The organism is Corynebacterium sp. HMSC076G08 (assembly GCF_001811515.1).
Lineage (GTDB): Bacteria > Actinomycetota > Actinomycetes > Mycobacteriales > Mycobacteriaceae > Corynebacterium > Corynebacterium hiratae.
The window spans coordinates 41,201-66,074 of record NZ_KV805016.1 but is presented as its reverse complement, the minus strand read 5'-3'; the positions used below and the strand labels follow the sequence as shown (position 1 = coordinate 66,074).

At 62.0% G+C, this 24,874-nt stretch carries 25 protein-coding genes and 1 tRNA gene; 19 read left to right on the top strand and 7 right to left on the bottom strand.

Features of this window, described 5'->3' with window-relative positions; genetic code table 11:
- The first annotated feature begins 97 nt into the window (after positions 1-97).
- Positions 98-1,291 carry a phosphoserine phosphatase SerB gene (serB, locus tag HMPREF2806_RS03000; RefSeq protein WP_070516116.1) on the top strand — a complete coding sequence of 398 codons (1,194 nt, stop codon included), beginning with the start codon at positions 98-100 and terminating at the stop codon, positions 1,289-1,291.
- The gene (locus HMPREF2806_RS02995; RefSeq protein ID WP_070509768.1) at positions 1,284-2,009 is read left to right on the top strand and encodes a peptidyl-tRNA hydrolase; all 726 of its coding nucleotides are present in this window, start codon (positions 1,284-1,286) and stop codon (positions 2,007-2,009) included. Before serB ends, HMPREF2806_RS02995 begins: the two co-directional genes overlap by 8 nt.
- On the opposite strand, the gene HMPREF2806_RS02990 is transcribed toward HMPREF2806_RS02995, so the two are convergent.
- The 3 genes from HMPREF2806_RS02990 to HMPREF2806_RS02980 are packed head-to-tail and all read right to left on the bottom strand — an operon-like array spanning position 2,006 to position 5,976.
- Positions 2,006-3,967 carry an ATP-dependent DNA helicase gene (locus HMPREF2806_RS02990; RefSeq protein WP_070509767.1) on the bottom strand — a complete coding sequence of 654 codons (1,962 nt, stop codon included), beginning with the start codon at positions 3,965-3,967 and terminating at the stop codon, positions 2,006-2,008. The genes HMPREF2806_RS02995 and HMPREF2806_RS02990 overlap by 4 nt on opposite strands.
- Positions 3,968-4,003: 36 nt before the next feature.
- Complete coding sequence (locus tag HMPREF2806_RS02985) at positions 4,004-5,356, bottom strand: nicotinate phosphoribosyltransferase (protein ID WP_080975094.1); 1,353 nt, start codon at positions 5,354-5,356, stop codon at positions 4,004-4,006.
- Positions 5,357-5,397: 41 nt separating this feature from the next.
- The gene (locus HMPREF2806_RS02980) at positions 5,398-5,976 is read right to left on the bottom strand and encodes a spore germination YkwD domain-containing protein (RefSeq protein WP_049155731.1); all 579 of its coding nucleotides are present in this window, start codon (positions 5,974-5,976) and stop codon (positions 5,398-5,400) included.
- A gap of 88 nt (positions 5,977-6,064) precedes the next feature.
- Between HMPREF2806_RS02980 and clpS the strand changes: the two genes are divergently transcribed.
- The 8 genes from clpS (at position 6,065) to rdgB (ending at position 11,611) form a co-directional block, all read left to right on the top strand.
- Positions 6,065-6,400: an ATP-dependent Clp protease adapter ClpS gene (gene clpS / locus HMPREF2806_RS02975; protein WP_049155733.1), complete on the top strand. Its 336-nt coding sequence runs from the start codon at positions 6,065-6,067 to the stop codon at positions 6,398-6,400.
- A 4-nt stretch (positions 6,401-6,404) separates the two neighbouring features.
- Positions 6,405-6,941, top strand: coding sequence for a DUF2017 domain-containing protein (locus HMPREF2806_RS02970; protein ID WP_070516114.1), 537 nt, complete (start codon positions 6,405-6,407; stop codon positions 6,939-6,941).
- 22 nt (positions 6,942-6,963) lie between these two features.
- A complete protein-coding gene (locus HMPREF2806_RS02965) occupies positions 6,964-7,908 on the top strand; it encodes a P1 family peptidase (protein ID WP_070516112.1) in 945 nt (314 codons plus the stop codon).
- A 13-nt stretch (positions 7,909-7,921) separates the two neighbouring features.
- Positions 7,922-8,644: a rhomboid family intramembrane serine protease gene (locus HMPREF2806_RS02960; RefSeq protein WP_198531311.1), complete on the top strand. Its 723-nt coding sequence runs from the start codon at positions 7,922-7,924 to the stop codon at positions 8,642-8,644.
- A complete protein-coding gene (murI, locus tag HMPREF2806_RS02955; protein WP_070516109.1) occupies positions 8,644-9,420 on the top strand; it encodes a glutamate racemase in 777 nt (258 codons plus the stop codon). Before HMPREF2806_RS02960 ends, murI begins: the two co-directional genes overlap by 1 nt.
- Before the next feature lie 67 nt (positions 9,421-9,487).
- Complete coding sequence (locus tag HMPREF2806_RS02950; RefSeq protein WP_070516107.1) at positions 9,488-10,255, top strand: MBL fold metallo-hydrolase; 768 nt, start codon at positions 9,488-9,490, stop codon at positions 10,253-10,255.
- Positions 10,256-10,277: 22 nt separating this feature from the next.
- On the top strand, positions 10,278-11,006 hold the full coding sequence (gene rph, locus HMPREF2806_RS02945; RefSeq protein ID WP_070516105.1) for a ribonuclease PH: 729 nt from the start codon (positions 10,278-10,280) through the stop codon (positions 11,004-11,006).
- Positions 11,000-11,611, top strand: a complete 612-nt coding sequence (gene rdgB / locus HMPREF2806_RS02940) for an RdgB/HAM1 family non-canonical purine NTP pyrophosphatase (protein ID WP_070516103.1) — start codon at positions 11,000-11,002, stop codon at positions 11,609-11,611. The genes rph and rdgB overlap by 7 nt, the downstream gene beginning before the upstream one ends.
- 366 nt (positions 11,612-11,977) lie before the next feature.
- On the opposite strand, the gene HMPREF2806_RS02935 is transcribed toward rdgB, so the two are convergent.
- Positions 11,978-12,059: transfer RNA gene (locus HMPREF2806_RS02935), tRNA-Leu, on the bottom strand.
- A 143-nt stretch (positions 12,060-12,202) separates the two neighbouring features.
- Here HMPREF2806_RS02935 and HMPREF2806_RS02930 point away from each other — a divergent pair.
- Positions 12,203-12,601 (top strand): SURF1 family protein, encoded by a 399-nt coding sequence (locus HMPREF2806_RS02930; RefSeq protein ID WP_070509754.1) that lies wholly within the window; start codon positions 12,203-12,205, stop codon positions 12,599-12,601.
- Positions 12,598-12,954: a DUF3817 domain-containing protein gene (locus tag HMPREF2806_RS02925; protein WP_046647365.1), complete on the top strand. Its 357-nt coding sequence runs from the start codon at positions 12,598-12,600 to the stop codon at positions 12,952-12,954. Before HMPREF2806_RS02930 ends, HMPREF2806_RS02925 begins: the two co-directional genes overlap by 4 nt.
- Here the strand turns inward: HMPREF2806_RS02925 and HMPREF2806_RS02920 are convergent.
- Entirely contained in the window at positions 12,951-13,721 is a 771-nt protein-coding gene (locus HMPREF2806_RS02920) for a DeoR/GlpR family DNA-binding transcription regulator (RefSeq protein ID WP_046647415.1), read from the bottom strand. The genes HMPREF2806_RS02925 and HMPREF2806_RS02920 overlap by 4 nt on opposite strands.
- A gap of 143 nt (positions 13,722-13,864) precedes the next feature.
- On the opposite strand from HMPREF2806_RS02920, the gene HMPREF2806_RS02915 reads away from it, so the two are divergent.
- On the top strand, positions 13,865-14,167 hold the full coding sequence (locus HMPREF2806_RS02915) for a hypothetical protein (protein WP_230308861.1): 303 nt from the start codon (positions 13,865-13,867) through the stop codon (positions 14,165-14,167).
- An 83-nt stretch (positions 14,168-14,250) separates the two neighbouring features.
- Positions 14,251-14,856, top strand: coding sequence for a hypothetical protein (locus HMPREF2806_RS02910; protein ID WP_046647363.1), 606 nt, complete (start codon positions 14,251-14,253; stop codon positions 14,854-14,856).
- A gap of 79 nt (positions 14,857-14,935) precedes the next feature.
- Here the strand turns inward: HMPREF2806_RS02910 and HMPREF2806_RS02905 are convergent, their stop codons facing one another.
- A complete protein-coding gene (locus HMPREF2806_RS02905; RefSeq protein WP_070509752.1) occupies positions 14,936-16,858 on the bottom strand; it encodes a solute carrier family 23 protein in 1,923 nt (640 codons plus the stop codon).
- Between the two features lie 354 nt (positions 16,859-17,212).
- Here HMPREF2806_RS02905 and pflB point away from each other — a divergent pair, with 354 nt between their 5' ends.
- The 5 genes from pflB to HMPREF2806_RS02880 all read left to right on the top strand — a co-directional run bounded on the left by pflB (position 17,213) and on the right by HMPREF2806_RS02880 (position 23,037).
- The gene (gene pflB / locus HMPREF2806_RS02900; protein ID WP_232745238.1) at positions 17,213-19,324 is read left to right on the top strand and encodes a formate C-acetyltransferase; all 2,112 of its coding nucleotides are present in this window, start codon (positions 17,213-17,215) and stop codon (positions 19,322-19,324) included.
- A 35-nt stretch (positions 19,325-19,359) separates the two neighbouring features.
- On the top strand, positions 19,360-19,611 hold the full coding sequence (gene grcA2, locus HMPREF2806_RS02895) for an autonomous glycyl radical cofactor GrcA2 (RefSeq protein WP_070509749.1): 252 nt from the start codon (positions 19,360-19,362) through the stop codon (positions 19,609-19,611).
- Complete coding sequence (gene pflA / locus HMPREF2806_RS02890; RefSeq protein WP_070516097.1) at positions 19,612-20,481, top strand: pyruvate formate-lyase-activating protein; 870 nt, start codon at positions 19,612-19,614, stop codon at positions 20,479-20,481.
- Between the two features lie 4 nt (positions 20,482-20,485).
- Positions 20,486-21,736 (top strand): alpha/beta fold hydrolase, encoded by a 1,251-nt coding sequence (locus HMPREF2806_RS02885; protein ID WP_070516094.1) that lies wholly within the window; start codon positions 20,486-20,488, stop codon positions 21,734-21,736.
- Positions 21,737-21,840: 104 nt separating this feature from the next.
- A complete protein-coding gene (locus HMPREF2806_RS02880; protein ID WP_070516092.1) occupies positions 21,841-23,037 on the top strand; it encodes an SPFH domain-containing protein in 1,197 nt (398 codons plus the stop codon).
- A gap of 119 nt (positions 23,038-23,156) precedes the next feature.
- Here HMPREF2806_RS02880 and HMPREF2806_RS02875 read toward each other — a convergent pair whose 3' ends face one another.
- Positions 23,157-24,866: an ABC transporter family substrate-binding protein gene (locus HMPREF2806_RS02875; RefSeq protein WP_070516090.1), complete on the bottom strand. Its 1,710-nt coding sequence runs from the start codon at positions 24,864-24,866 to the stop codon at positions 23,157-23,159.
- Positions 24,867-24,874 lie beyond the last annotated feature (8 nt).

Here is a 24,874-nt window from a genome sequence, read left to right as displayed (position 1 = left end):
ACTAGCTGAGTACTCCTGAAAACGCCGCCACCCCATCACAGCGATGGGGTGGCGGCGTTTGCCGTTGGTGAAGATTCCAGGATCGCGGTGTGCGATAATGAGGCCCGTGGATAATCAAAGTGAACAAGTTTTCGCCGTTGTCACCGCCTCAGGTCCCGATAAACCAGGCGTGTCTGCCGCCTTCTTCCGCGTTCTTAGCTCCCATAACGTCGAGCTTGTCGACGCCGAACAGGCCATCTTCTCCGGCCGCATCTCCCTCTCCGCGTACATCCGTGTCAGCGCCTCGCGTCTGGAGGCCATGGAGCAGGGGCTGCGCAACACGTTGAGCATCTATGCGCAGTCCATCACCGTGGAGCCCCGGGAGGAGGAAGCCACCTCCCGCCCGCGCTCGACACACGTCGTCGTGGTGCTGGGCCGTCAAGTCAACGCAAGCCACATGTCGGCCATCGCCAAAGAGCTGGCCAATCTCGATGTCAACATCGACCGCATCCGCGGCCTGTCCACCTATCCGCTCAACGGCCTGGAGCTCTACATCACGATCGATGGCTCTTCTGACCCTGTTCGCGCCATGTTGGCCCGCTTGGCCACGGAGCAGGGCGTGGACATCGCCATCGAACGCTCCGGCCTGCAACGCCGCTCGAAGCGCCTCATTTGCTTTGACTGCGACTCCACTCTCATTACCGGCGAGGTCATCGAGATGCTGGCCGCTCACGCTGGCAAGGAGGCAGAGGTTGCCGCCGTCACGGAGCGCGCAATGCGCGGTGAGCTGGACTTCGAAGAGTCTCTTCGCGAGCGCGTCGCCACCCTGGCCGGGTTGCCGGAATCGGTCATTAAGGAAACCGCCAACGATATTCGTCTGACCCCAGGCGTGCGCACCACCATCCGCACGCTCAAGCGCATGGGTTACCGGGTTGCGGTGGTGTCTGGCGGCTTCATTCAGGTCCTCGAGGATCTAGCTAAAGAGCTCGACCTTGACTACGTGCGCGCCAACACCCTGGAAATCGAGGACGGCAAGCTCACCGGCCGGGTCATCGGGGACGTGGTGGACCGCAAGGCCAAGGAGATGTTCCTGCGAGAGTTCGCTGCGGATTCGGGCCTGAGCATGCGGCAGACCGTTGCTGTGGGCGATGGTGCCAACGATATCGACATGATTTCCGCTGCCGGCCTGGGCATTGCCTTCAACGCCAAGCCCGCCCTGCGCGAGGTGGCAGATGCCTCTGTTAACCACCCCTACATGGACGAAATCCTGCAGATTCTCGGCATCCCCATGGAGGAAGTCGCTAGTGAATAACCTCCGCGAGGCCCATCGGCGCCTCGTGGATGCGTGCAGTGAGCGCAACTGGCGCGATGATCCCGAGGATCCCGATAAGCCCGAGACCATCCAGGCGATGCAGATAGCGCTCAACCTGCCCAAGCAGGACCCGCCGGCGCGCACGGAGGTGCTGGAAGCGGCGGCGAGGGGCGTCGTCAAGCTCTGCCTCGACGATCGGGCCGGGCAAGATGGGGCCTTCGCCGAGGCCTTGGGGCAGTGGTATGGGCACCGCATCCGCAAGGTGGCGCGCCGCGCCCGCAACAAGGCCTGGCGCGATGTCCAGGCTCTGCCTGGGGTCACGGTTGCTGACCGCGCGCGAGTGTTCGTTCCTTCGGCGGTACAGGACGTGCATCCGCTCGTCGCCAAGCTGCAGATCGGCCATACCGATCTCCCCCAGGATGCCCCGGGCCCCGCGCTTGCCGACGCCCCCGTGATCTACATCGACGCCTCCCTCACCATGAGCGCCGGAAAGGCCGCCGCGCAGGTGGGACACGGCTCGATGTTGCTGGCCGCGGCGATGAGCGTTGAGGAAGTAGAAGGTTGGGCGGCGCAGGATTTCGCGCTGTCCGTGCGCGAGATTGCCCCAGCGGATTTTGCCGCGGCGTGCGCGCGCCCCGATGCGGTGGTGGTGCATGACGCAGGTTTCACCGAGGTCGCCCCGGACTCAGCCACGGTCTGCGCGCTGCCTCGCCCCTAGCGGGCCTCGACCAGGCGCTTGAGCGCCCCGCGCACGACCTGCGGGTCGCTCGTCGGCCACATCTGCGGCATGGAGGCCCGCAGGTAAGAGCCATAACGCTTGGTCTCTAGGCGGCTATCGAGCACGGCGACGACTCCGCGGTCCGCAGTGGAGCGCAGCAGGCGGCCCGCGCCTTGGGCCATGAGCAGCGCCGCGTGTGTCGCGGAAACCTCCATGAATCCATTGCGCCCTGCCGCCTTTGCAGCCTCGGTTCGGGCTTGCATGAGTGGGTTATCCGGGCGGGGGAAGGGGATGCGATCGATGAGGACCAGGGAACAGGAGGGTCCCGGCACGTCGACGCCCTGCCAGAGCGTGAGCGTGCCGAAGAGGCAGGAGTTTTCGTTCTTCGTAAACTTGTCCACGAGCGCACCGATGGAATCCTCGCCCTGGAGGTAGATGTCGAAGGGGATGGTGGGCTTGAGTTCTTCGGCTGCCTGCTGCGCGGCCCGCCGCGAGGAGAAGAGCCCGAGCGTGCGTCCGCCGGCGGCCATGATGAGCTCGCGGATCTCTTGGAGGGTTTGGGGACTCAGCCCATCGCGGCCCGGCTGCGGCAGGTGTGCTGCGGTATAGAGGATGCCGCTGCGCGCGGGGTCAAAGGGATAGCCCACGTCGAGGCTGTCCCACGTGCCTTTCGGCAGGCCCCACTGCGCAGCCATGGCATCGAAGCGCCCGCCTAGGGCCAGCGTGGCGGAGGTCAGCACGACGGTCTGTTCGCCGAAAAGCTTTTCGTGCAACATGCCGGCGATAGAGAGCGGGGCGACGGCCAGGGTGTCGTTCAGCGTGCGCTCATCGCGCTCCAGCCACACCACGTCGGCGTGTGCTGCGGGGTCACCGGTGGCGAAGACGTCGAGGATGCGGGCGATGGCCTCGACGAGGCCGGCGAGGTGGTTGGCCAGGTTCTGGCGCTCGGCGAATTTTTCCGGATCTTGGGCCTGTTCGCCCTCGGGGGTGCGGGCAATGGTCTCGCGGCAATCGGCCAGGGTATCCGCGAGGCCCATGAGTTGCTGCTTGGCCTCCTCTGGAAGGTCGGTCCAGCGGCCCGGTGCGAACCCTGCGAGCAGTTGGCTCAGCTCGTTGGCTTGCTCGCTCAGCCGTTGGTCTTTGCCGTTGGCACCGAGGGACTTGGCGCGGCTGGCCGCCATCTTGAGCGCGCGCCCGGTGATCTCGGCGGTGGAGACCGAGGTGATGCGGCCGTCCAGCTCGTGGGCCTCGTCGATGATAACGACGTCGTGTTCGGGCAGGATATTGATATCCGCCACCGCGTCGATGGCGAGCAGGGCGTGGTTGGTGACGACGATATCGACGTCGGCCGCGCGGCGCCGTGCGAGCTCCGCGAAGCAGTCTTCGCCGTGCGGGCAGCGCGTGGCACCGAGGCACTCGTTCGAGGTGACGGATACCTGCCGCCACGCTAAGTCTGGCACGCCCGGTTCCAAGTCCTCGCGGTCACCAGTCTCGGTGTCTTCCGCCCACTCGTAGACGCGCTGGACGTGGCGGCCGAGGTGGGAAACAGCGTCTTCGTCGAGCAAGGCGTCCTCGTCCTCAAGCTCAGCGGCGCGGGAGACTTTGTTGAGGCAGACGTAGTTGGAGCGGCCCTTCATGATGGCGAAGGTCGGCTTCTTTTCTAGGTGCGGCTCGAGGGCCTCGGCCAGACGTGGAAGGTCCCGCTCCACCAGCTGGCGTTGGAGCGCCAGCGTGGCGGTGGAGACGATGACGGTGTGACCGGTTTCCTGTGCGTGGCGGAAGGCAGGCACAAGGTAGGCCAAGGACTTACCTGTGCCTGTTCCTGCCTGCACGGCGAGGTGGCGCTCTTTCTCCAACGCAGTGGTCACGGCCGTCGCCATGCGCACCTGGCCGGGGCGCCGCGAGCCACCGAGGGCGGAGACTGCGGCGTCAAGGAGGTCAACCGTTGTGTCCTGCATTGGTGCCAGTGTAGTCGGTCTTCCCGCGCGTACTTCCTAAGCGTCGAAGCCGATAAAGCGGGTGGGAACCGCGGGCTCATCGCGGGTGAGTGCGAGGCCCTCCCACGGCAGGGTGGTGATGGCCTGGGCCAGGTACTCGCGGGATTCCTCGAGGGTAGGCAGGTTGTCGAGGATCTCGCCGTCGCGCATCAGCGGCACCGTCATCTCGCGGGTGCGCAGCGTCCCGGTCTCTGGGTTCTCGGAGGAGAAGGGGAGCACGAGCTCCTCGACGGCCACCCCGGAGGAGCGGTAGGTGCGCAGGGCGCGCTTTGACCCGCCCTGCGACTTCTTCGAGGAGGAACGCTTGGCCACTGGATGGCCATCGACCTCGACGACCTTGTAGACCATCCCAGCAGTCGGGGCGCCCGAGCCGGTGACCACCGAGGTGCCCACGCCGTAGACGTCGACGGGATCGCCGCGCAGACCGGCGATGGCGAACTCATCCAGGTCGGAGGAGACCACGATCTTGGTGTTGTGGTTGCCCAAATCATCGAGCTGCTTGCGCACACGGCGGGTGACCGCGGCCAAATCGCCGGAATCGATCCGCACGCCGCCCAGCTCGGGTCCGGCCACCTTGACGGCGGTTTCCACGCCCTTGGTGATGTCATAGGTATCCACCAACAGGGTTGTATCCACGCCGAGAGTTTCGATCTGCCCGCGGAAGGCGGCCTCCTCGTTCGGGGTGCCGTCCTCGTTGACGTGTGCCAGCGTCCACGCGTGCGCCGCGGTGCCGGAGACCGGAATGTCATAGCGGTAGCCGGCCTCCAAGTTGGAGGTGGCCTGGAAGCCTGCCAGATAGGCGGCGCGGGCAGCAGTCACCGCAGCGTATTCGTGCGTGCGGCGCGAGCCCATCTCAATGATGGGACGGCCGTCCGCGGCAACCACCATACGGGAGGCCGCGGAGGCCACTGCGGAATCGGAATTCATGATGGAGAGGATCACGGTTTCCAGGATGAGACACTCACCGAAGGTGCCGCGCACGGTCAGCAGTGGCGAGTTGGGGAAGTACAGCTCGCCTTCCCGGTAGCCATCGATCTGCCCGGAGAAACGGTAATTGGCCAGGTACTCCTGTGTTGGAGCATCCAGGAAGTCCATCTCCGCCAGTTGCTGGGCGGTGAAACGGAAGTCCCGGACAGCGCGGAGAACGCGCTCGGTGCCGGCAACAACGCCGTAGCGCCGTTCGTTGGGAAGGCGGCGGGCAAAAACTTCGCAGGCTACCTGGCGGTGCGCAGAGCCATCGCGCAGCGCCGCTTGCAGCATGGTCAGCTCGTACTTATCGGTAAGAAGGGCCGTGGAACGATCTGCAGGGTCGTTTCCGGCATCCCGGACGTTATCTGAGGTAGTAGTCACATCGAAGATGCTACTCAGGGCGTCCTAAAAAATCAGCTGTTCTATTCCTCAAGCTGAATGACGACGTACACCTCGCCGTCGTTATAAGCCACGCCAACGGCCGCGGTGGTCATCCGGCGATCCCGCAGGGCGGCCACGTGGTCGGGGGAGGCCCGGAAGGCCTCGACGAATTCATATGCGCTGGCCTTGTCCACGGGCAGGTGGTGCTGAACCATCTGCACATTTTCTTCCGATGGCTCCTGCGTCTTGGTCACCGCGTTGCACTCTGCCTTTTCGCGGGCTGCGGTTTGGCGGTCGATCCAGGGCACCAGTGGGGCTTGGCCGTCTTCCTTACGCCAGGTGTTGAGCGCACCTATCAGCTCCTCTTGGATGGTGTTGAGCTGACGTTGGACGGAAACGTCGGGAAGCTCGTAGTCGCACGCCTCCGACATTGGGGGTTCCGCATCCGTCGAGCTGCCGTCGTTCGACGGGTTGGTCAGGCTCAATACGGCAGCCACGAGCGTGCCGCCGAGAACGAGCACGGTCAGCACTCGTTGCAGGAGGAGGACGACATCCTCCTTCGCCGGTTGGCGTCCCGTGAGAATGTCAACAACGGCTGGGGGAAGGGAGAAAGAATTCATTGATGCCACCTGGAAACGATAATCAGGTTAAGGGTCGCTGACAGTATAACTGCTCGCGACGCGGAGAATTTTAGCTAGTGTAGAGGGCATGAAAGCGCACAACGAAACGTCCGCGGGCGTGGTGATGAGTTCACCCATGGCCACCCCGGAGCTGGATGAGGCGATTGACGTCGACGTCGCCACGAGCGAAAACCTGCCGTGGATGTGCATTGTCTGGGATGATCCAGTCAACCTGATGAGCTACGTCTCCTACGTGTTCCAGACCGTTTTAGGTTATGACAAAAAGCGCGCCAACGAGCTGATGATGCAAGTCCATACCGAAGGTAAGGCGGCAGTCTCCTCAGGTGAGCGTGACAAAGTCGAAGCCGATGTGAAGAAACTGCAAGTCGCCGGCCTGTGGGCCACGATGCAGCAGGCAGGATAAGAGTATGCAGGCTTGGAAAAAGAAAAAGTCCTTCATGCGTGGCGCGAAATACACGACTGTTTTCGAGCCCATGGAGCGCGAAGTTTTAGGTGATCTCACCGCAACCGTCTCCGAGGCCATCATTGCCCGCGCACAATCGGCCCCCAAGGATGAGCTGGCGGACATGCTCGACATGCCCACCGGCCACACCGAAGCACCGGAGGATCCATCGCTGGCCCGCCTTTTCCCCGACTTCAAGAAGGCAGGGGATGAAGAGTTCGACGGCGATAATTCACTGCTGCGTTCGCTGCACGAAAATGACATCGCGCGCGCCAAGCTGGAAAACCTCCAAGTGATTAACACCGCGCTGGGGCCCACCGGCGGGGTAGAGGTGGCTATCAGCGAGGAAGAAGCACATGCCTTCCTCGCAGGGCTCAATGACCTGCGCCTCTTCATCGCCGCCGGGGACGTGCCGGAGGATACCCCTGGAGCGGACCGCGATACGCTCGTGGAATGGCTGGCGTTCTGCCAGGATTCGCTGCTCGACGTCATCATGGATTAGCACCGTGCAGACTCTCCCCGACATGGGCTTTTCTGTCGGTCACGTCACGCGTGAGGACACCGGCGTCACCGTCGTTTACTGCGGTGAACAAGGTGCCGTGGCTGGCGTCGATGTGCGCGGCGGAGGCCCCGGCACCCGCGAGACGGATCTGCTGGAGCCGCACAACACGGTTGAGCGCGTTCATGCTCTTGTCCTTGCAGGCGGTTCGGCCTTTGGGCTGGCAGCAGCGGATGGTGTCATGCGCGGGCTTGAGGAAGCGGGAATTGGTTTCCCCGTCTTTGGGGAGGAGAGCCCCGGCCCCCGCGTACCCATCGTGCCAGGCGCGGTCATTTTTGATCTGCTCGCTGGCCCACAGCGCCCCACGGCGGCAGATGGTCAGGCGGCTCTACGCGCCGCGTTGGCAGGGCACGACGCTACGAGCGGCAGCGTGGGCGCAGGCACCGGCGCCTGCGCAGGCAAGATCAGAGGTGGGGTGGGGACCGTGCTTATCGATGTCTCCCCGTTCACCGTCGCCGCGGTTGTTGTAGCCAACCCGGTGGGGCAGGTGATTGATGCTGAGACTGGGCGTTTGTTTGGCGCACCGGACGCGCCGGCCGTGGACGCTAAGCGGTTTGCCGCGGCCCGCAGCCTGGCTGAATCTTTCGCAGAGGCTTCTCAACTAAACACCACCATTGGCGCGGTGTTGACCGACGCCCCGTTAACCAAGGCCCAAGTAAAACGTCTTGCTTTAGCGGGCCACGACGGCATTGCCCGGGCGGTTCGCCCGGCGCATTCTCCACTGGATGGAGATACGCTTTTTGCCGCCGCCTCCGGAACACAACCTGCGGAGCAGGGGATCGGCGCTGCGGAGTTGGCGTCGTTAAGCGCCGCCGCTGCCGACGCAGTGGAGGCAGCCATCGTCGAGGCTGTGGTGAGCGCCACCCCGGGGCTGGGTTTGGAGGCGTATTCCTCGCTGCGCGCTTGCTAAAGTTGGAGTCATTATGACGACGAGTGGACCTTTTGGCCAGCAGCATTCGCATGGGCCCAACCCCTTCCGGCCCCGCCCGGCAGCCCCCGGGGCGGGGCAGCAGACTGTTCTCAACACGGGGGATTCGAAGAATTACACTCGGGCTGGACGCCTGAAGACGGCAGCGTCTTTAACGGTGGGCTTCCTAGTCGTTGAGTGGGTTATCCACATCATCAACTTCCTGTTTTTTGGCAGCGAGCTGGGTCAATACGGCATACGCCCACTGGATTTTAATGGCATCTGGGGGATTTTCACCGCTCCGCTACTCCACGCGAACTTTGAGCACCTCATCGGAAACTCGTTGCCTGGTGCGATCTTTTGTTTCCTGATTGGCTTGTCGGGCCGCAAGGCATGGTGGGAGGTCACCATCATCGTGGTGCTCATCGCCGGCGTGGGCACGTGGCTGCTGGGCGGGCCGGGGACCTCGCATATCGGTGCCTCGGGCATGGTGTACGGCTGGTTGGCTTACCTTATCGTCCGGGGAATCTTCAACCGTTCCCTGGGCCAATTTCTCGTCGGCGTGGGGCTGGGCTTTGCCTATTCCGGTCTTATCTGGGGCGTGTTGCCTATCTATGAAGGAGTCAGCTGGCAGGGCCACCTCTTCGGCGCCATTGGTGGCATCGTCGCGGGAATGGTGATCACCTCAGATGACCCGATTAAGAAGGTCAAGCCCACGCCTCGGGGAGCGATGCGTTAATGCCTGACGCAACCTCTCCGATCGGGATTTTTGATTCGGGTGTGGGCGGCCTGACCGTCGCTCGCACGATCATCGAGCAACTTGCCGACGAATCCATCATCTACATCGGCGATACCGCCCATACCCCCTATGGCCCGCGGCCCATCGCCGAGGTGAGGGAGCTGTCCACCGCCATCGCCGACGAGTTGGTGGAGCGCGGCTGCAAGATGCTGGTGATCGCCTGCAACACCGCCACGGCCGCTTTCCTACACGATGCCCGCGAGCGCTATGCCATTCCGGTCGTGGAGGTCATCCGCCCGGCCGTGCGCCGCGCCATCGCCACCTCCCGCAACGGCAAGATCGGCGTGATTGGTACGAAGGGAACCATTAACTCCGGGGCCTACCAGGATTTGTTCGCCGTCAACCCGAATGTTGAGTGCACGGCCGTGGCGTGCCCGGACTTCGTGAGTTTCATTGAGCGCGGCATTACCGCCGGGCGTCAGATTCTTGGTGTGGCCGAGGGCTACCTCGCGCCGCTGCAGTCGGCGGGCGTCGACACGCTCGTTCTTGGCTGCACACACTACCCGCTGCTCACGGGCGTCATCCAGCTTGCTATTGGGGATAACGTCACCTTGGTGTCCTCGGCGGAGGAGACTGCGAAGGATGTCCTGCGCATCCTCACCAACACGGACATGCTGGCCCCAGTAGGGCAGGTACCCACACGTAGTTTCGAGTCCACTGGCGACCACGCCACCTTCGAGCGTTTAGCCGCGCGCTTCCTGGGGCCCAAGATTTAGAGCGGGTGAGGATGTACAATCGACCCAAATCCCGCATCCCCCATTGTTTCGTGGAACTATTGAACGCATGAAGCTGACCATCCTAGGCTGTTCCGGCTCGGTGCCCACTGTGGGTAATCCGGCCTCTGGCTATCTCTTGTCTTTCCCCTCTGCTCCGTCCATCATCATGGATTTGGGCCCGGGTACGCTTGCACGCCTGCAGGAACTCCAGGATCCGTGCGATGCACACGTGGCGTTAACTCATCTCCATGCCGATCACTGCCTGGATTTTCCGTCTTTGATGGTGTGGCGCCGCTTCCACCCCACAGCACCCGCGGCCTCCCGCAATTTCTGCCTCGGGCCGTCGACGACTGAGACCCACCTGGGCCGGCTGTCCTCGGATACTCCGGACGGGGTGGATGATATGAGCGATACGTTTGCGTTCAGCCCGTGGGTGGATCGGGAACGCCAGCTTGTCGACGATGTCTATATCACCCCCTTCCGCACAGTTCACCCAGTAGAGACATATGCCTTGCGGGTGGAGCACACCAAGACCAGCGCCACCCTGTGCTATTCCGCGGATTCGGCCTATACGCCCGCGCTCGTTGAGGCTGCCCAGGGCGTGGATGTTTTCCTCTGTGAGGCCGCATGGGGCGAGACCTCGGAAGACAAGGCCCCGGACATGCACATGTCGGGGGCAGAAGCCGGGCGTCTGGCGCGCGAAGCAGGGGTAAAGAAACTGGTGCTCATTCACCTACAGCCGTGGGGCGATGTCGCCGCAACATATGCCGCCGCTGCCCGCGAGTTCGACGGAGAGATCGTCGTCGGCGCCGCCGGGATGGAGCTTGACTTTTAGCACGCGCGGTAGGGTAGTGGGCATGACTGATTTCACTCGTGCTGATGGTCGCGCGCTCGACCAACTCCGTAGCGTTCGCATTACCCGCAATTTCACCACCAACCCGGCTGGGTCGGTGCTGGTGGAGTTCGGCAATACCCGAGTCATGTGCACGGCTTCCGTGGAATTCGGGGTGCCGCGCTTCAAGAAGGACTCCGGCGAGGGCTGGTTGACCGCCGAGTACGCCATGTTGCCTGCGGCCACCCACGACCGCATGCCGCGCGAGTCGATGAAGGGCAAGGTCAAGGGACGTACCCACGAGATCTCCCGCCTGGTGGGCCGCAGCCTGCGCGCCGCCGTGGACCTGTCCGAGCTGGGGGAGAATACCATCCAGCTGGATTGCGACGTGCTGCAGGCCGACGGCGGTACCCGCACGGCGTCGATTACCGGCGCGTATGTGGCGCTGGCTGATGCGATTGCCTACCTCAAGGAGGAGGGCGTCGTCCCGGGCGAGCCGCTGCTGGATCCGATCGCTGCTGTCTCCGTTGGCATCATCGATGGTCACGTGTGCCTCGACCTGCCCTATGAGGAGGACTCTCGCGCGGAGGTTGATCTCAACGTGGTGATGCAGGAGGGCGGAGACTTCGTCGAGATTCAGGGTACCGGTGAGCACGGCCTGTTCGGCCGCGCGGAGCTCAATGACATGTTGGACGTGGCCCAAGCCGGCTGCACCCAGCTTATCGACGCTCAAAAGGCGGCCCTCGGATGGTAAAGCTCCTCGTCGCTTCGAATAATGCCAAGAAGCTCAAGGAGCTGGAGAAGATTCTCGCTGATGCCGGCATCGCAGGCATCGAGCTGCTCCCGCTGTCCGCAGTGGAGGCCTACCCGGAGCCTGTGGAGGATGGCCGCACCTTTGCTGACAACGCGTTGATTAAGGCGCGCGCCGGGGTGCAGCACACCGGGTTGGCAACGATCGCGGATGATTCTGGCCTCGCGGTGGAAGAACTCAACGGCATGCCGGGCGTGCTCTCTGCCCGGTGGTCGGGCGGCCACGGCGACGATGAAGCCAATAACCGCCTGCTGCTGGGGCAGATGTCACACGTGCCCGCCGAGCGCCGCGCGGCCGCCTTCGTGTCGGTCTGCGCACTGGTGACCCCGGATGGGCAGGAACACGTGGTGGAGGGCCGCTGGCCAGGCTCCTTGCTCACCGCCCCGCAGGGCGAGAATGGCTTTGGCTACGATCCGCTCTTCCAACCCGAAGGTGAATCCCGCTCCGCCGCGGAGATGTCCCCGGAGGAGAAGAACGCTGTCTCGCACCGCGGCCGCGCGCTTGCACAACTGCGCGAACCCTTAGCGGCGCTTGCCGGCCAAGCCTAAGCCTCCGCCCGCCATCACCACGAGCCCCAGCATCCGCCGAGCCATCACCGCAAGCCTCGGCGTCCGCTAGCTGGGCTGGTTGATGGGGGACCAAACTCGAAAGGACCGCCTGCGTACATTCTGCGAAGACCACCTGGGGAAATGCAGAAGCTGCCTCGCAGATGGTCCTGTGGCTTTGGTCCCTCCGCACATGGTTCTACTCATATGGTTCGCCTGCCCCCAAACGAACCTTCTGCAGTGCTTTAGGTGGTTTCTTTGCCCCCCAAAAGAACCCGATGAGGGGAACCGCCTGAAGAGAACCATGTGGGCTCGCCGAGCGCTGTGGCGACAAGACCCCACACGGAAACCGTGCGGGGTCAGACTATGTGCGCCCGGTGAGACTTGAACTCACACGTCATAAGACACTAGAACCTAAATCTAGCGCGTCTGCCAATTCCGCCACGGGCGCTGGTTTCGTTGCTGCGGAGCGCTCTTTGCTCTGCGCAACGGTCACTAGCCTACAGGGCGGCAGGCTATAGACGGAAATCCACTTTTCCGGGCGTGGTGGGTAGGCTGTTCAGAGTGAGCACCAACCCAGCACCGAAAAAGCGGATGAAGGTTCGATGGTGGCACATCGTCCTCATCGTGCTCTTCGTCGTGCTCTTTTTGTTCCTTGCTTACTGGCAATGGACGCGGTTCCGCTCCGGTTCGGGAACCTTCCAGAACTTGGGATACGCCTTCCAATGGCCGCTGTTCGCGGTATTTGTTGTTTACGCTTACCGCACCGCCATGCGCTACGAGAATGAGCGAATCGATGCCGAGAACGAAGCCCTCCAGCGGGGAGAAGAGCCAGCCCAATATGAGGCAGAGGACGTGCGCGCGGCCAAGGAGCACACCGAGACTAAAATCGACGAAGATTTCCTACCGCCCCGTCCGCAGATTGATGTGGAAACCTTCAACGCTATGAACAAGCAGCGCCGCCGTCGCGGCACCGAAGAGGAGAATTTATGAGCAACCCAGTGAACAACGCTGTCCATCCTGACCGCCAGGCGCGTATCCGTGGCCCGCTGAAGTTCTTTTCCATTGCCGCCACGATTACCGGTATTTTCCTTCTCATTCTTGTCGCGCGCATGATCCTGCAATACGGCGTGGGCATGGAGATGCCATCGTGGGCTACGCTCATCGCCCAAGCGCACGGCGTGGCCTACATGGTCTACCTCGTATCCATCCTGGTCCTCGGTCCGCGTGCAATGTGGCCGGTAGGCAAGCTCTTTACCACGGCGCTCGCCGGTGTTGTTCCGTTCCTTTCCTTCTGGATGGAGCACAAGCGCCGCACTGAAGTTGTTGAGCAGTTCCAGCTTTAAGAGTCTTCTACCGGCACCATCGTGAGGTTGGCGCCAAAATCGACCACGTCCTGGGCTATGTCCGGGGATAGGTCAGTTGTTGTGATGACCGTGTCGACCTGGTCAAAGGTGGCCACTCGGTGGGCCGACATGCGGGTGAACTTCTCTGGTGTGGTGACAACGATGACACGTCGGGCCGCTTTAAAGTAGGCCCGTTTGATGGTGGCCTCGGTAAGGTTCGGGGACATAAGGCCCACCGACGGAGTGCACGCGCAGACACCCACGATTGCTAAGTCGAAGCGCATGGACATGACTGTGTCAACCGCTTCTGCCCCGTACACCGCAAGATCGTCGCTATTGACGGTTCCGCCTGGAATTAGGACGTCGCTGCCCGGCGTCTTGGCTAATGCTGCGCCCGCGTACAGAGACATCGCCAGGGCCGTGATGTCCATTCCGGCGAGGTTGCGGGCGACCGCTGTGGGGGTTGTACCCGAGTCGATGAGAACACAGGAGCCGGGCTCGACTAGTCGTGCCGCCTCTGCGGCAATAGCGCGTTTGCCAGCGGGGTCCTCTTTCCGGCGAACCTCTAGGGGATAGCGGGCACCCCGTCGCACAGCGGGGCGAGCGCCGCCATGAAAGCGCGTGAGTGCCCCAGCTTCTTCCAGCTCGGTGAGATCTCGGCGGATGGTAATCGCGGAGGCCCCAGTGAGTTCTTGTAGTTGGTTGACCGTTTTGCTCCCCGAGTCAACCGCCCAGATGATTCTGCGCTGACGTTCTTCCTTGTCCATGGCCCTGATCATATAGAACTGAAACGACCATATACAGTGAACGTTTCAATCTTTATTCTGTGGCTAGGCAAGGTAAAAGCCCTTGTCACAAGGCTTCAGGACAGGTGATTGAAATGCGTATGACAGTAACTCTCGGGCTTTTAATGAGCGAGCGTTTGGCTGCGGATGTGGCACGCTACGCACCACACGGAGTGCGTGTTCGGTGGATCAGTACGGAAGAGGAAGCACGCGCGTGCGATGGTGTGGTTCTCGACGCCACAGAATTCGATGGCGTCCTCCCCGGCCACGTGGTGCTGGTGCTAGGCGACGTCAACGGGGTTGCCGAAGAACGGCTTCGGCGTTCTGGGGCGGTGGTTATGCACCGCCACTTGCGCACGGAGCTTGACACCTTGTTGATGGCCTTTGGCGCCTTCGTGGATCAGCAGGCCCTCATCAGAGCAAGGTAAAAGCATTGTGTGTGGGGCTGGGTTCAGATCGAAGGGCTAGTCTGGAAGGCATCTTTTTCTGAATCACACAAAGGACGGGCTTTATGTCTCCTCGCAAACTAAGCACCACCCTCATCGCCCTCGTGGTGCTGTTGTCGCTGGCCTGCGCTGCGCTTGGTGTCTACGCCGTGCGCCAGCCGCACGAGGTTTATACCGCGCCGGTGCAGTCAACCAACACGCAGGTCGTTAAGGCTGTCCAGCGCGAAGAGCAGGTGGTCTTGCTCAGCCTGGGTATCCAGGGGCTGGCGGAGAAATCTTCCGTGGGTCAGGTCTTAGGCGTGAAGGTTCCGTGGACTAGCCGAACACAATTTGTGCAGTATTCCTATAAAGCCAAGCTCGGTATCGAAGGCAAGGACGTTCGCGTCACTGAGACCGGCGAGCATGCCTACACTGTCCACATCCCGGACTTCATCTTCATTGGGCATTCCGATGAAGAGTTTAAGACCGCTGTGGAAAACAACGGCGTGCTCAGCTGGACCACCCAGCCGATCGACGCCGCATCTACAGTGTCGGATGTCCTCAGCGCCGATAAGAAGCGCGAGGACATCGACGACAACCGCGAGCTCCTGCAGGATCAAGCTCGCAATTTCTATGAGGGCATCATCCGTGGCGTTGACCCCGAGGCCCAGGTCACCATGGAGTTCAGCTAGTCCTCACGTCGAGTGACCTTTTGCGTGGAATGATCCTTTTTCTACGTCGAGTGTCCCCCGTACGTGGAATGAACTATGTTCATTCCACCTCCGTGAACTTGCGGTCCCAGTAAGCTCGCACCGGGTTAGCGTCCGCAAGGAGGATATCGAAGCGGTCATTGGCAATCTCGATGATTTCGCTCAAGACCACGCGCTGCTCCAGCTCATCCGAGTTGGACAAGCGGCGCACGCCCGCATCGATGACGCGATCGGCCGAGTCATTGGTGTCCAGGTATGCCACGAACGGCATGTCGAAGCGCTCGCGATAGGCCTGTGAGACGTCGATAAGCTGCTGCGTTTGAATATCGTCGAGGTCATCCAGGGCCAGGGAACCGCGGTCGGCGGAGATGGTGGCGGCCGTGTCGGAATCGGCCAGCAGCAGCTCATCCATCGCCGGGTAGTCGTGGATCAGTGCGCGGCGCTGGTCGCTCGGAGCGGTGAGCACCGTGACCTGGATTGCCTCGCGCAACTGGCTGACGTCCTGGAAGGGGCGCAGTTCCCAGGCGGCTTCGAGCGGCCAGGTTTCGTTGTTGAAGAGCGGGCGCAGAGCGCTGACGAAGCTATCGCGGTCCATCTCGTTGAGCTCCTTGAGCGAGACACCGGCGCCGTCGAGGCGGCTGACATCATCGCCGGACTGCGAGCCGAGGTGGAAGAAGAGCAAGTTGAGCAGGATTGCGGTGATAGCGCCGATGGACATTCCGGAGGAGACGAAGATCTGCGCCCACTCCGGGAAGGCGGTCGCTACGTCCGGCTTGAAGGTGACGAGCATGGCCAGCCCCAACGCGGTGGTAACGATGGCGGCGTTGCGGCCGTCGGTGATGTCTTCCTTCGCGATGGTCTGCAGGCCGGCCCAGGCGACGTTGGCGAACAGAGCGAGGGAGGCGCCGCCGAGCACCGGGGAGGGGATAGCTGCCACGATGGCTGCAGCCTTGGGTAGCAGCCCCAGGATGATCATGAAGCCCGCTGCTGACACCGCGACCCAGCGGGACTTCACACCGGTGAGGCGGACGAGGCCGACGTTCTGCGCAAAGCAGGTATAGGGGAAGGAGTTCATCACGCCACCAAGGGTGGTGGAGAGACCGTCGGCGCGAATGGCGCGCACAACGTCATCGCGTTTGATGCGCTTCTTCACAATCTCACCGGTAGCGAAGACATCGCCGGTGGTTTCCACCATGGTGATGATCATGACGATGATGAGGGAGAGAATCGCCATGATGTCGAACTTCGGCATACCGAAGTAGAAGGGCGTCGTCATGCCGATGGCATCAGCCTCACGCACGCCGTCAAAGGACGTATCGCCCAGCACGAAGGCCACGCCAGTACCGATGACCAAACCAAGCAACACAGACAGCGTGCCCAGGAAGCCGCGGAAGAAACGCTGCACAACAATGATGATGGCCAGCGTGCCGAAACCATAGAGCAGATCGCGCGCGGCCGGGACCCCGTCAGCGTAATTGACAAAGTCATTTGCTGAGACCGCCAGCAGCGACGTACCCATGACCAGAAGCACGGTGCCGGTGACAATCGGCGGGAAGTACTTGAGCACGCGTCCAAAGACCGGCGCGGCGAAGAAGGTAAAGATACCGGCAGCAATAATCGCACCATAGATCGTGGGCAGTGGCTGGTCACCAGCGCTCATGCCGATGGCTATGATGGGGCTGACCGCCGTGGTGGTTACGCCCTGGATGATGGGCAGCCGGACGCCGATGTGCTTGCCGACGCCCACCGCTTGGATCAACGTCGCCAGACCACAGGTCAACAGGTCAGCGTTGATGAGGTGAATCGTGGTGGCCTCATCGAGGCCCAAGGAACCAGCGATGAGCAGCGGCACGATGACCGCGCCCGCGTAGAAAGCGAGAACGTGCTGAAGTCCGAGCGCTGCCAGCTTGGGCGCTGGCGGGACAACATCAACGGGATGGGTTGGGGTGGTGGCAGGGCTAGCGGTAGCGGCGGTGTCAGACACGCAAAGAGCTCCTTGCTGAAGGGCGAGACGAGGATACTGCGCATAACAATAGAGCGCGGCGCGGACAGGCACCAAGAACTTGCCTGGAAGGTGTGGGAAAGGCCACGTCAGGGGGTGATTTACCCCCGCATCTAACCGTACGGTCGTTACCTATGAGAGAGCTGACCAGTGTGGTGCTAAAACCAGCCCGTTCGGTGGCATGGGGCCCGCATTTGCCGATATGAGGTTATGCGTCCGTACCCCTACTATTGGCTACAGAGAGGGGTTCGGTGACGATACGCGTTGACCGAATTGCCCGTGAGCCGAAGTCACCCACAGCCCTTCTGCGACTAAGTGTTACGCGTCGTGCGAACTATGAAGGGAGTCAAAATAGTGACCACCGCAACGGAACAGTCTGTGCAGTTCGAGGCATGGAAGGGCTTTGAGCCCGGCCCGTGGACTGAAAACATTGACGTTCGTGATTTTATCCAGCGCAACTACACCCCTTATGACGGGGACTCCTCCTTCCTCGCTGGGCCCACCGAGAAGACGCAGCGCGTGTGGGATCATTTGGAGAAGAATTACCTGTCCGTCGAGCGCCAAAAGCGCATCTTCGACGTAGACACCCACACCCCAAGCGATATCGACGCCTTCCCGGCTGGGTACATCTCCGAGGACGATGACGTCATCGTTGGCCTGCAGACGGATACGCCGCTCAAGCGCGCCATGATGCCCAATGGTGGTTGGCGCATGGTCAAGCAGGCCATCAAGGAAGCCGGTAAGGAAACCGACCCGGAGATCGAGAAGATCTTCACGCGCTACCGCAAGACCCACAACGATGCAGTCTTCGATATCTACACCCCGCGCATCCGCGCAGCGCGTTCCTCCCACATCATCACCGGCCTGCCGGATGCCTATGGCCGCGGCCGCATCATCGGCGACTACCGCCGCGTGGCCCTCTACGGCGTGGACTTCCTCATTGCTGAGAAGGAAGCATCCAAGCATGCGGTGGGGGACCTCGGCTTCTCCGAGCACTGGGCACGCTACCGCGAGGAGCACGCCGAGCAGATCAAGGCTCTGAAGAAGCTCAAGGTCATGGCTGAGTCCTATGGCTTCGATATCTCGAAGCCCGCGAAGACCGCCCACGAGGCAGTGCAGTGGACCTACTTTGGATACCTTGCCTCCATCAAGTCCCAGGACGGCGCCGCCATGTCCATCGGCCGCCTCTCCGCATTCTTCGATTGCTACTTCGAGCGTGACCTGAACGCGGGCATCATCACCGAGGAAGACGCCCAGGAGATCATCGACCAGCTGGTGCTCAAGCTGCGCATCGTCCGCTTCCTGCGCACCGAGGACTATGACCAGATCTTCTCCGGTGACCCGTACTGGGCAACCTGGTCCGATGCCGGCTTTGGCGACGATGGCCGCCACATGGTGACCAAGACTTCTTTCCGTCTGCTGCAGACGCTGATCAACCTGGGCCCGTCGCCGGAGCCGAACATCACCATCTTCTGGGATCCGCAGCTGCCGGCGGGCTACAAGGAATTCTGCGCCCACATCTCGATTGAGACCTCCTCGATCCAGTACGAGTCCGATAAGCAGATTCGTGAGCAGTGGGGCGACGACGCCGCAATTGCGTGCTGCGTGTCCCCGATGGCCGTCGGCAAGCAAATGCAGTTCTTCGGCGCCCGCGTGAACGCCGCCAAGGCCCTGCTCTACGCCATCAACGGCGGCCGCGACGAGGTCAGCGGCAAGCAGGTCGTGGACGGCTACGAAGCAATCCAGGGCGATGGACCGCTCGACTTCGACGAGGTCTGGCAGAAGTACGAGGAGATGCTGGATTGGGTTGTGGGCACCTACGTTGAGGCCCTCAACATCATCCACTACTGCCACGACAAGTACGCCTACGAGGCCATCGAGATGGCGCTGCATGATTCCGATATCGTGCGCTCCATGGGCTGCGGTATCGCCGGCCTGTCCATCGTGGCTGATTCGCTTTCCGCCATCAAGTACGCCAAGGTCTACCCGGTGCGCGATGAAACCGGCCTCATCGTGGACTACAAGACGGAAGGTGACTTCCCCTTCTACGGCAACGATGACGACCGCGCCGATGACATCGCCGCCACCATCGTTCACACCGTGATGGAGAAGATTAAGGCCATCCCGATGTACCGCAACGCCATCCCCACCCAGTCGGTGCTGACCATTACCTCCAACGTTGTCTACGGCAAGGCAACTGGTTCCTTCCCGTCCGGCCACCAGGCAGGTACCCCGTTCGCGCCGGGCGCAAACCCGGAGAACGGCGCGGATAGCCACGGCATGGTTGCCTCCATGCTGTCGGTAGGCAAGCTGGACTACAAGGATGCACTCGACGGCATCTCGCTGACCAACACCATCACCCCGTCCGGATTGGGCCGCACCCCGGAGGAGCGCATCACCAACCTGGTGGGCGTCCTCGACGCCGGCTTCATCATGGATTCCGAATAGACCACGTCCACACCACTTCCTAAGGAGAACACATCATGGCAACCAAAACTTTCGACGAGCGCCTCGCTTCCATGAAGGCCAACCGCACCGCCAACAACATGAACTCGGGCCTTTACCACGCCAACATTAACGTCCTGGACAAGTCCACCCTGGAGGACGCCGTTGAGCACCCGGAGAAGTACCCGAACCTCACGGTCCGCGTTTCCGGCTACGCGGTGAACTTTGTGAAGCTCACCCGCGAGCAGCAGCTGGACGTCATCTCCCGTACCTTCCACCAGGGCTCCTAAATGGCAGATGGCATTACCGGCGTCGTGCGCCTTACCCCAGAAGAAGGGGAGAAGGTGCGCGGCGCCGCCGCCGGTTTAGGAACGGACAACGACCTCGACGGTTACACCCGCCCAGAGTTGATGCAGGCTCGCCGCTCTGGTGATGTCGCGCTCGTGCACTCCTGGGAGCTGGTGACGGCCGTGGATGGGCCTGGAACCCGCATGACCATGTTCATGTCGGGTTGCCCGTTGCGCTGCCAGTACTGCCACAATCCAGACACCATGGAGATGAAGGTCGGCACCTTGGAGCGCATCGAAGACGTGGTTAAGCGCGTCAAGCGTTATAAGCCCGTCTTCAAGGCTTCCGGGGGTGGGCTGACCATCTCTGGTGGTGAGCCACTCTTCCAGATCGCCTTCGCGCGGCGCCTGCTCAAGGAAGTCCACGATGCAGGCATCCACACCACGATCGATACCTCGGGCTACCTCGGCGCGCGCCTGCGTGATGAAGACCTGGACAATATCGATTTGGTGCTGCTGGACGTCAAGTCCGGTGACGAGGAGACCTATAAAAAGGTCACCCGGCGTGAATTGCAGCCGACGATCGACTTTGGGGATCGCCTCAATGCCATCGGCAAACCGGTGTGGATTCGCTTCGTGGTGGTGCCGGGGCTTACCGACTCCCCAGAGAACGTCGCCAACGTTGCGCGCATTGTCTCCCGCTGGAAGAGCAACATTGAGCGCATCGAGGTGCTGCCCTTCCACAACATGGGCGCGGATAAGTGGCACGAGCTGGGCTACCCCTACACCTTGGAGGATACGAAGCCGCCGAAGCCGGAAGACGTCGAAGCTATCCGCGAGGTGTTCCGCAAGGAAGGTTTCGTGGTCTACTAGAAGCATGAAACGCTTCGGCCACACCATCAAGGAACACACCATCACCGTCCCCTGGGACTATGACAATCCCGCCGCGGGGGAGTTCGAGCTCTACGCCCGGGAAATCATCCCGCCCGGCGGTGAGAATTATCCGGCGCTGCTCTATAACCAGGGCGGGCCGGGCTTCCCGGCGCCGCGGCCGACGGGTGCTTCCGGACTCATCGGGAAGGGCTTGGAGCGCTACCGCTGGATCCTCATGGACCAGCGCGGCACCGGGCGCAGCCATCGCATTGACGAGCTCAGCCCGGCTGAGGATCGCAGCGCTGCGCGTCTGGCGCAGCTGCGGCAAGAAAATATCGTGCGCGATGCCGAGCGCCTGCGCGAGCACCTCGGCGAGGAATCCTGGGATCTCTTCGGCCAATCCTTCGGCGGCTTCATCATCACCGCCTATGTCTCGATGTTCCCTGATTCCATTGGGCGTGCCTTCCTCACTGGTGGACTGCCCACCCTGACCAAAGGCGCGGATGATCTCTACCGCACCACCTTTGCCAAGCTCAAGGTCCGCCACGAGCGGTTCTATGCCCAGTTCCCGTGGGCACAAGCGCGCATCGAGGAAATCCTCCACCACCTAGACAACTCGGAGGAGCTGCTGCCGACGGGGGAGCGTCTGTCTTCGCGCCGCTTCCGCACCATCGGCATCGAACTGGGCCGCGGTACCGGATTCGATTCTCTGGGTTACCTGCTGGAGGAACCTTTCCGCACCGTGCACGGCGAGAAGCGCTTGCGTTCGGACTTCCTCAACGACGTCGGTAGCCGCGTGAGCTTCCAGGCCGGCCCGCTGTACGCGGCGATTCATGAATCCATCTACGGTGGCGTCGGCGGCCAAGCCGTCACCGGCTGGGCGGCGCACCGCATACGCGAGGAATTCCCCGAGTTCGCCGAAGGCGGCACCTATCTGACCGGTGAGCACATTTTCCCTTGGCAGTTCGATGAGGACCCGGCGCTGCGCCCCTTCAAGCAGGCCGCCGAGGAGCTCGCCGCCCACGAGTGGGCAAGCTCTCCGTATGACGCCGCCAAGCTTGCCGACGCCCCCGTTACCGCCTCCGCCGCCATCTACCTCGACGATATCTTCGTGCCCTTCGAGGATTCCCTAGCCACAGCGGAGACCTACCGCGACTTGCGCCCAGTGGTGACTAACCGCTTCCAACACAATGGGATTAGTGAGGACGGCGCGGGGATTTTGGGTGAGCTCTTCCGGGTAGCTGACGAGCATTAAAGGCTCCGAGTGACCTCGGGGAGTGATCTCCCTCGAGATGTGGTGGTGGTCACCGTGTGGCACACTGGTTAGGAAAATCTAAATCGAGCAGAAAGGATAAGCCTATGGCCGGTCTCATCGTCATTGGCGTGATTCTCCTACTTATTATTGCCACCGCCTTCGACGGTTTCTTCATCGTCCGGACGAAGGAAGCCGCCATCATTGAGCGGATGGGTAAGTTCGTGACCGTGGCTCACGCAGGCTTGCACTTCAAGCTGCCCTACGTCGACCGCGTGCGCGCCAAGATCAGCCTGCAGATCCGTCAGCTCGATGTCATGGTGGAAACCAAGACCAAGGACAACGTCTTCGTCCAGATCCCCGTTGCCGTGCAGTACGAGGTAGTCCAGGGCAGCGAGCGCCAGGCCTTCTATACCCTGTCCAACCACGAGCAGCAGATCGTGGCCTACGTGCAGGACAACGTCCGTTCCTCCGTGGCAAACATGAACCTGGATGATTCCTTCTCTTCCAAGGACACCATCGCCCGCAACGTGGCGATGTCCCTGCGCGATAACATGGCCGCCTACGGCTGGAACTTCGTCAATACCCTGGTCACCGATATTCGCCCAGATGCTCGCGTGCGCGAGTCCATGAACTCCATTAACGCGGCGCAGCGTGAGCGCGAGGCGGCCGTTGCTCAGGCGGAGGCCGAGAAGATCCGCGTGGTCAAGGAGGCCGAGGGTGCGGCCGAGGCTAAGAAGCTGCAGGGTCGCGGTGTGGCTGACCAGCGTAAGGAAATCGTCGAAGGTATTGCCCAGCAGTATGAGCTGCTGCGTGCTGCCGGCGTGCAGGAGAACCCCGAGACCCTCATGCTGGTCTCCCAGTACCTCGACGCCATGGTGGACGTAGCCGACCGCGCCCACACCAACGTGCTCTACATGCCGTCTAACCCGGGCGGCATGCAGGATCTCTTCGGCGGTATGCGCGATACGCTGCTGTCCACCAACGCTATTAATGAAGCCCCGAAGCCGAAGGTGCCGGCCGGCGAAGCAAAGCACAGCCGCGAGGACGCCGCCGCTGAGCGCCGCCGCCGTGAGGAGCAGGAGCGCCGCGAGCGCGATGAGCGTGCCCGCCGCGATGCTGAGCTGATGGAGCAGGCGCAGCGCGCACAGCAACAGGCTCAGGAAAAGGTGCAGAACGCACAGCAGGGCCAGGGCTTTGGTCAGTTCTCGGGTTTCCCGGCCCCGCCCCAGGGCAATAATCAGCCGCAGAGCGCGCGCGATTACTTTGACCAGTTGCGCAACCAGCTCAACAAGGGCAACTAAAGACAGCTAAGCACATGAATAGAGGGCCTTCCCGCAGTCTGGGAAGGCCCTCTCTTTTCTTTCGGCGGAAGTGAGAGCAAGGCTCCGCGCATCATATGGTGCGGCGCCGAGCGCGTTACCTACTTGACGTAGCCGATGTTCTCCACCTCGATGACGGCGAAGGAGTTGGCACCGAAGTTCGCGATGTCCGGGCTGGTAGCCACCATGGCCGGGCCGTTGTAAATCGGCATGATGCCGAACTGACCCAGTGCTTCCTTCTCCAGCTTGTTGGCTTCCTTGATCTGCTCGTTTGGATCGGCGATCTGGGATAGCTCGTCGATCTTCTTGTCCATCTCCGGGGTACCCGTGCCGGAGCGGTTGAGCTGGGAGCCGGAGCGGTAAATCTGGCCGAAGTAGGCCACACCGAACGGATCGCCGGAGGAGAAGCCCATGGGGAAGACATCAAAGTCATAGGAGGAGGTGATCTTGGAGAAGTCCGCGGACGGGCGCTCCTCCACCTTCAGGTCCACGCCGATGTCCTTCATCATCTTCTGGGTGGCGGTGGCCAGGGCCTTGCTGATGGAAGAATCACCCAACAGCGTGTAGCGCATGGACAGCTTCTTGCCGTCCTTCTCGCGGATGCCGTCGCCGCCTTCCTTCCAGCCGGCCTCGTCGAGCAGGGACTTAGCCTTCTCGGCATCGAACTTCACCACAGACCCGAAGTTGTCCTCGTAGCCCTCCTGGGTCTGGTACAGGTTGAAGGATCCCGGCAACTCCTCGGTGTAGCCGTTGAGGCCGTTGAAGCGGATGCCGGACAGCGTGGAGCGGTCGATACCGGTCATGATGGCCTCGCGGACCTTGGCATCGGAAAGAATCTCGTTCTTGGAGTTGAGAACGATGAGCGAGTTGGACGGGGCCATGGCGGTGCGGATCTCAATGCCCTGCATGTCCTTGACTGCAGCCAGGCGCTCCTTGTTGCCCACGCCGGTGGCGTCAATCTCGCCGGCCTTGAACGCGTTGATGGAGGCCTGATCCTCCATCTGACGGTAGGTCACCTTGTCCAGGAAAGGCTTATCGCCCCACCACTTCTCGTTCGGGACGAAGGTAGCGCTGCCGCTCTGGAAGTCAACGTTTTCAACCTTGAACGGGCCCGCGCCCCACTCTGGGTGGACCTCACCGAGGTAGGCTTCGTTGAACTTCTTGGCGGAGTCAATTTGCGGCGGGAGCAGGATGTTGAACAGACCCTGCCACCAGGGGTATGCCTGCTTGAAGGTGATGACGGCCTGCTTGTCGTTCTCACCTGGCTCGACGGACTCGATGAGCTCGTAGCCATCGGTGGAGGAGACGTTAGCCTCCTCGTCCTCACCGTTGTTGAACTTCCAGGTGTTCTCGAAGGCCTTCCAGTCAATCGGGGTGCCGTCGTTGTACTGGGCCTTCTCGTGGATGGTGTAGGTGACGACGGTCTTGCCGTCCTTCTCCTCGTCCTTGACGTCCGTGATGTAGTCATTGTTGACGTGGAACTCGCCGGATCCGTCGAAAAGACCGATCTGCGGGTTGTAGAACTTCCAGACGTCGCTGGTGTAGCGGGTACCGTCGGCCTGGAAGGGGTTCTGCTGCTGGGAGATCTCGGTGATGGCCAGGCGCAGCTCGCCGCCCTGCTTGAGCTCGGAGCGGTCCTTGGCGTTGTAGGATCCGTCCAGCTTGACGTCCAGCTTCTCGCCGGCTGCGGAGTTGCTGGAGTCCTTGGAGCCATCGGAGCTGCCGGAGCCGCCGTCGGAGGCGCAGCCGGTGAGAATGAGGGCAGAGGCGGTGACCACTGCGAGGGCGGTCCTGCGGAGCTTCATGTTCATTTTTGTGT

Excerpts from the sequence above, each read along its gene's own strand:
- HMPREF2806_RS02980 (WP_049155731.1), bottom strand. The coding sequence starts at position 5,976 with ATGAATTCTTTCTCCCTTCCCCCAGCCGTTGTTGACATTCTCACGGGA.
- rph (WP_070516105.1), top strand. The coding sequence starts at position 10,278 with ATGACTGATTTCACTCGTGCTGATGGTCGCGCGCTCGACCAACTCCGT.
- HMPREF2806_RS02910 (WP_046647363.1), top strand. The coding sequence starts at position 14,251 with ATGTCTCCTCGCAAACTAAGCACCACCCTCATCGCCCTCGTGGTGCTG.
- HMPREF2806_RS02970 (WP_070516114.1), top strand. The coding sequence starts at position 6,405 with ATGCAGGCTTGGAAAAAGAAAAAGTCCTTCATGCGTGGCGCGAAATAC.
- murI (WP_070516109.1), top strand. The coding sequence starts at position 8,644 with ATGCCTGACGCAACCTCTCCGATCGGGATTTTTGATTCGGGTGTGGGC.
- HMPREF2806_RS02990 (WP_070509767.1), bottom strand. The coding sequence starts at position 3,967 with ATGCAGGACACAACGGTTGACCTCCTTGACGCCGCAGTCTCCGCCCTC.
- grcA2 (WP_070509749.1), top strand. The coding sequence starts at position 19,360 with ATGGCAACCAAAACTTTCGACGAGCGCCTCGCTTCCATGAAGGCCAAC.
- pflB (WP_232745238.1), top strand. The coding sequence starts at position 17,213 with ATGAAGGGAGTCAAAATAGTGACCACCGCAACGGAACAGTCTGTGCAG.
- HMPREF2806_RS02965 (WP_070516112.1), top strand. The coding sequence starts at position 6,964 with ATGGGCTTTTCTGTCGGTCACGTCACGCGTGAGGACACCGGCGTCACC.
- rdgB (WP_070516103.1), top strand. The coding sequence starts at position 11,000 with ATGGTAAAGCTCCTCGTCGCTTCGAATAATGCCAAGAAGCTCAAGGAG.
- HMPREF2806_RS02875 (WP_070516090.1), bottom strand. The coding sequence starts at position 24,866 with ATGAACATGAAGCTCCGCAGGACCGCCCTCGCAGTGGTCACCGCCTCT.
- HMPREF2806_RS02915 (WP_230308861.1), top strand. The coding sequence starts at position 13,865 with ATGAGCGAGCGTTTGGCTGCGGATGTGGCACGCTACGCACCACACGGA.
- HMPREF2806_RS02880 (WP_070516092.1), top strand. The coding sequence starts at position 21,841 with ATGGCCGGTCTCATCGTCATTGGCGTGATTCTCCTACTTATTATTGCC.
- serB (WP_070516116.1), top strand. The coding sequence starts at position 98 with ATGAGGCCCGTGGATAATCAAAGTGAACAAGTTTTCGCCGTTGTCACC.
- pflA (WP_070516097.1), top strand. The coding sequence starts at position 19,612 with ATGGCAGATGGCATTACCGGCGTCGTGCGCCTTACCCCAGAAGAAGGG.
- HMPREF2806_RS02920 (WP_046647415.1), bottom strand. The coding sequence starts at position 13,721 with ATGGACAAGGAAGAACGTCAGCGCAGAATCATCTGGGCGGTTGACTCG.
- HMPREF2806_RS02925 (WP_046647365.1), top strand. The coding sequence starts at position 12,598 with ATGAGCAACCCAGTGAACAACGCTGTCCATCCTGACCGCCAGGCGCGT.
- HMPREF2806_RS02960 (WP_198531311.1), top strand. The coding sequence starts at position 7,922 with ATGACGACGAGTGGACCTTTTGGCCAGCAGCATTCGCATGGGCCCAAC.
- HMPREF2806_RS02930 (WP_070509754.1), top strand. The coding sequence starts at position 12,203 with ATGAAGGTTCGATGGTGGCACATCGTCCTCATCGTGCTCTTCGTCGTG.
- clpS (WP_049155733.1), top strand. The coding sequence starts at position 6,065 with ATGAAAGCGCACAACGAAACGTCCGCGGGCGTGGTGATGAGTTCACCC.
- HMPREF2806_RS02885 (WP_070516094.1), top strand. The coding sequence starts at position 20,486 with ATGAAACGCTTCGGCCACACCATCAAGGAACACACCATCACCGTCCCC.
- HMPREF2806_RS02950 (WP_070516107.1), top strand. The coding sequence starts at position 9,488 with ATGAAGCTGACCATCCTAGGCTGTTCCGGCTCGGTGCCCACTGTGGGT.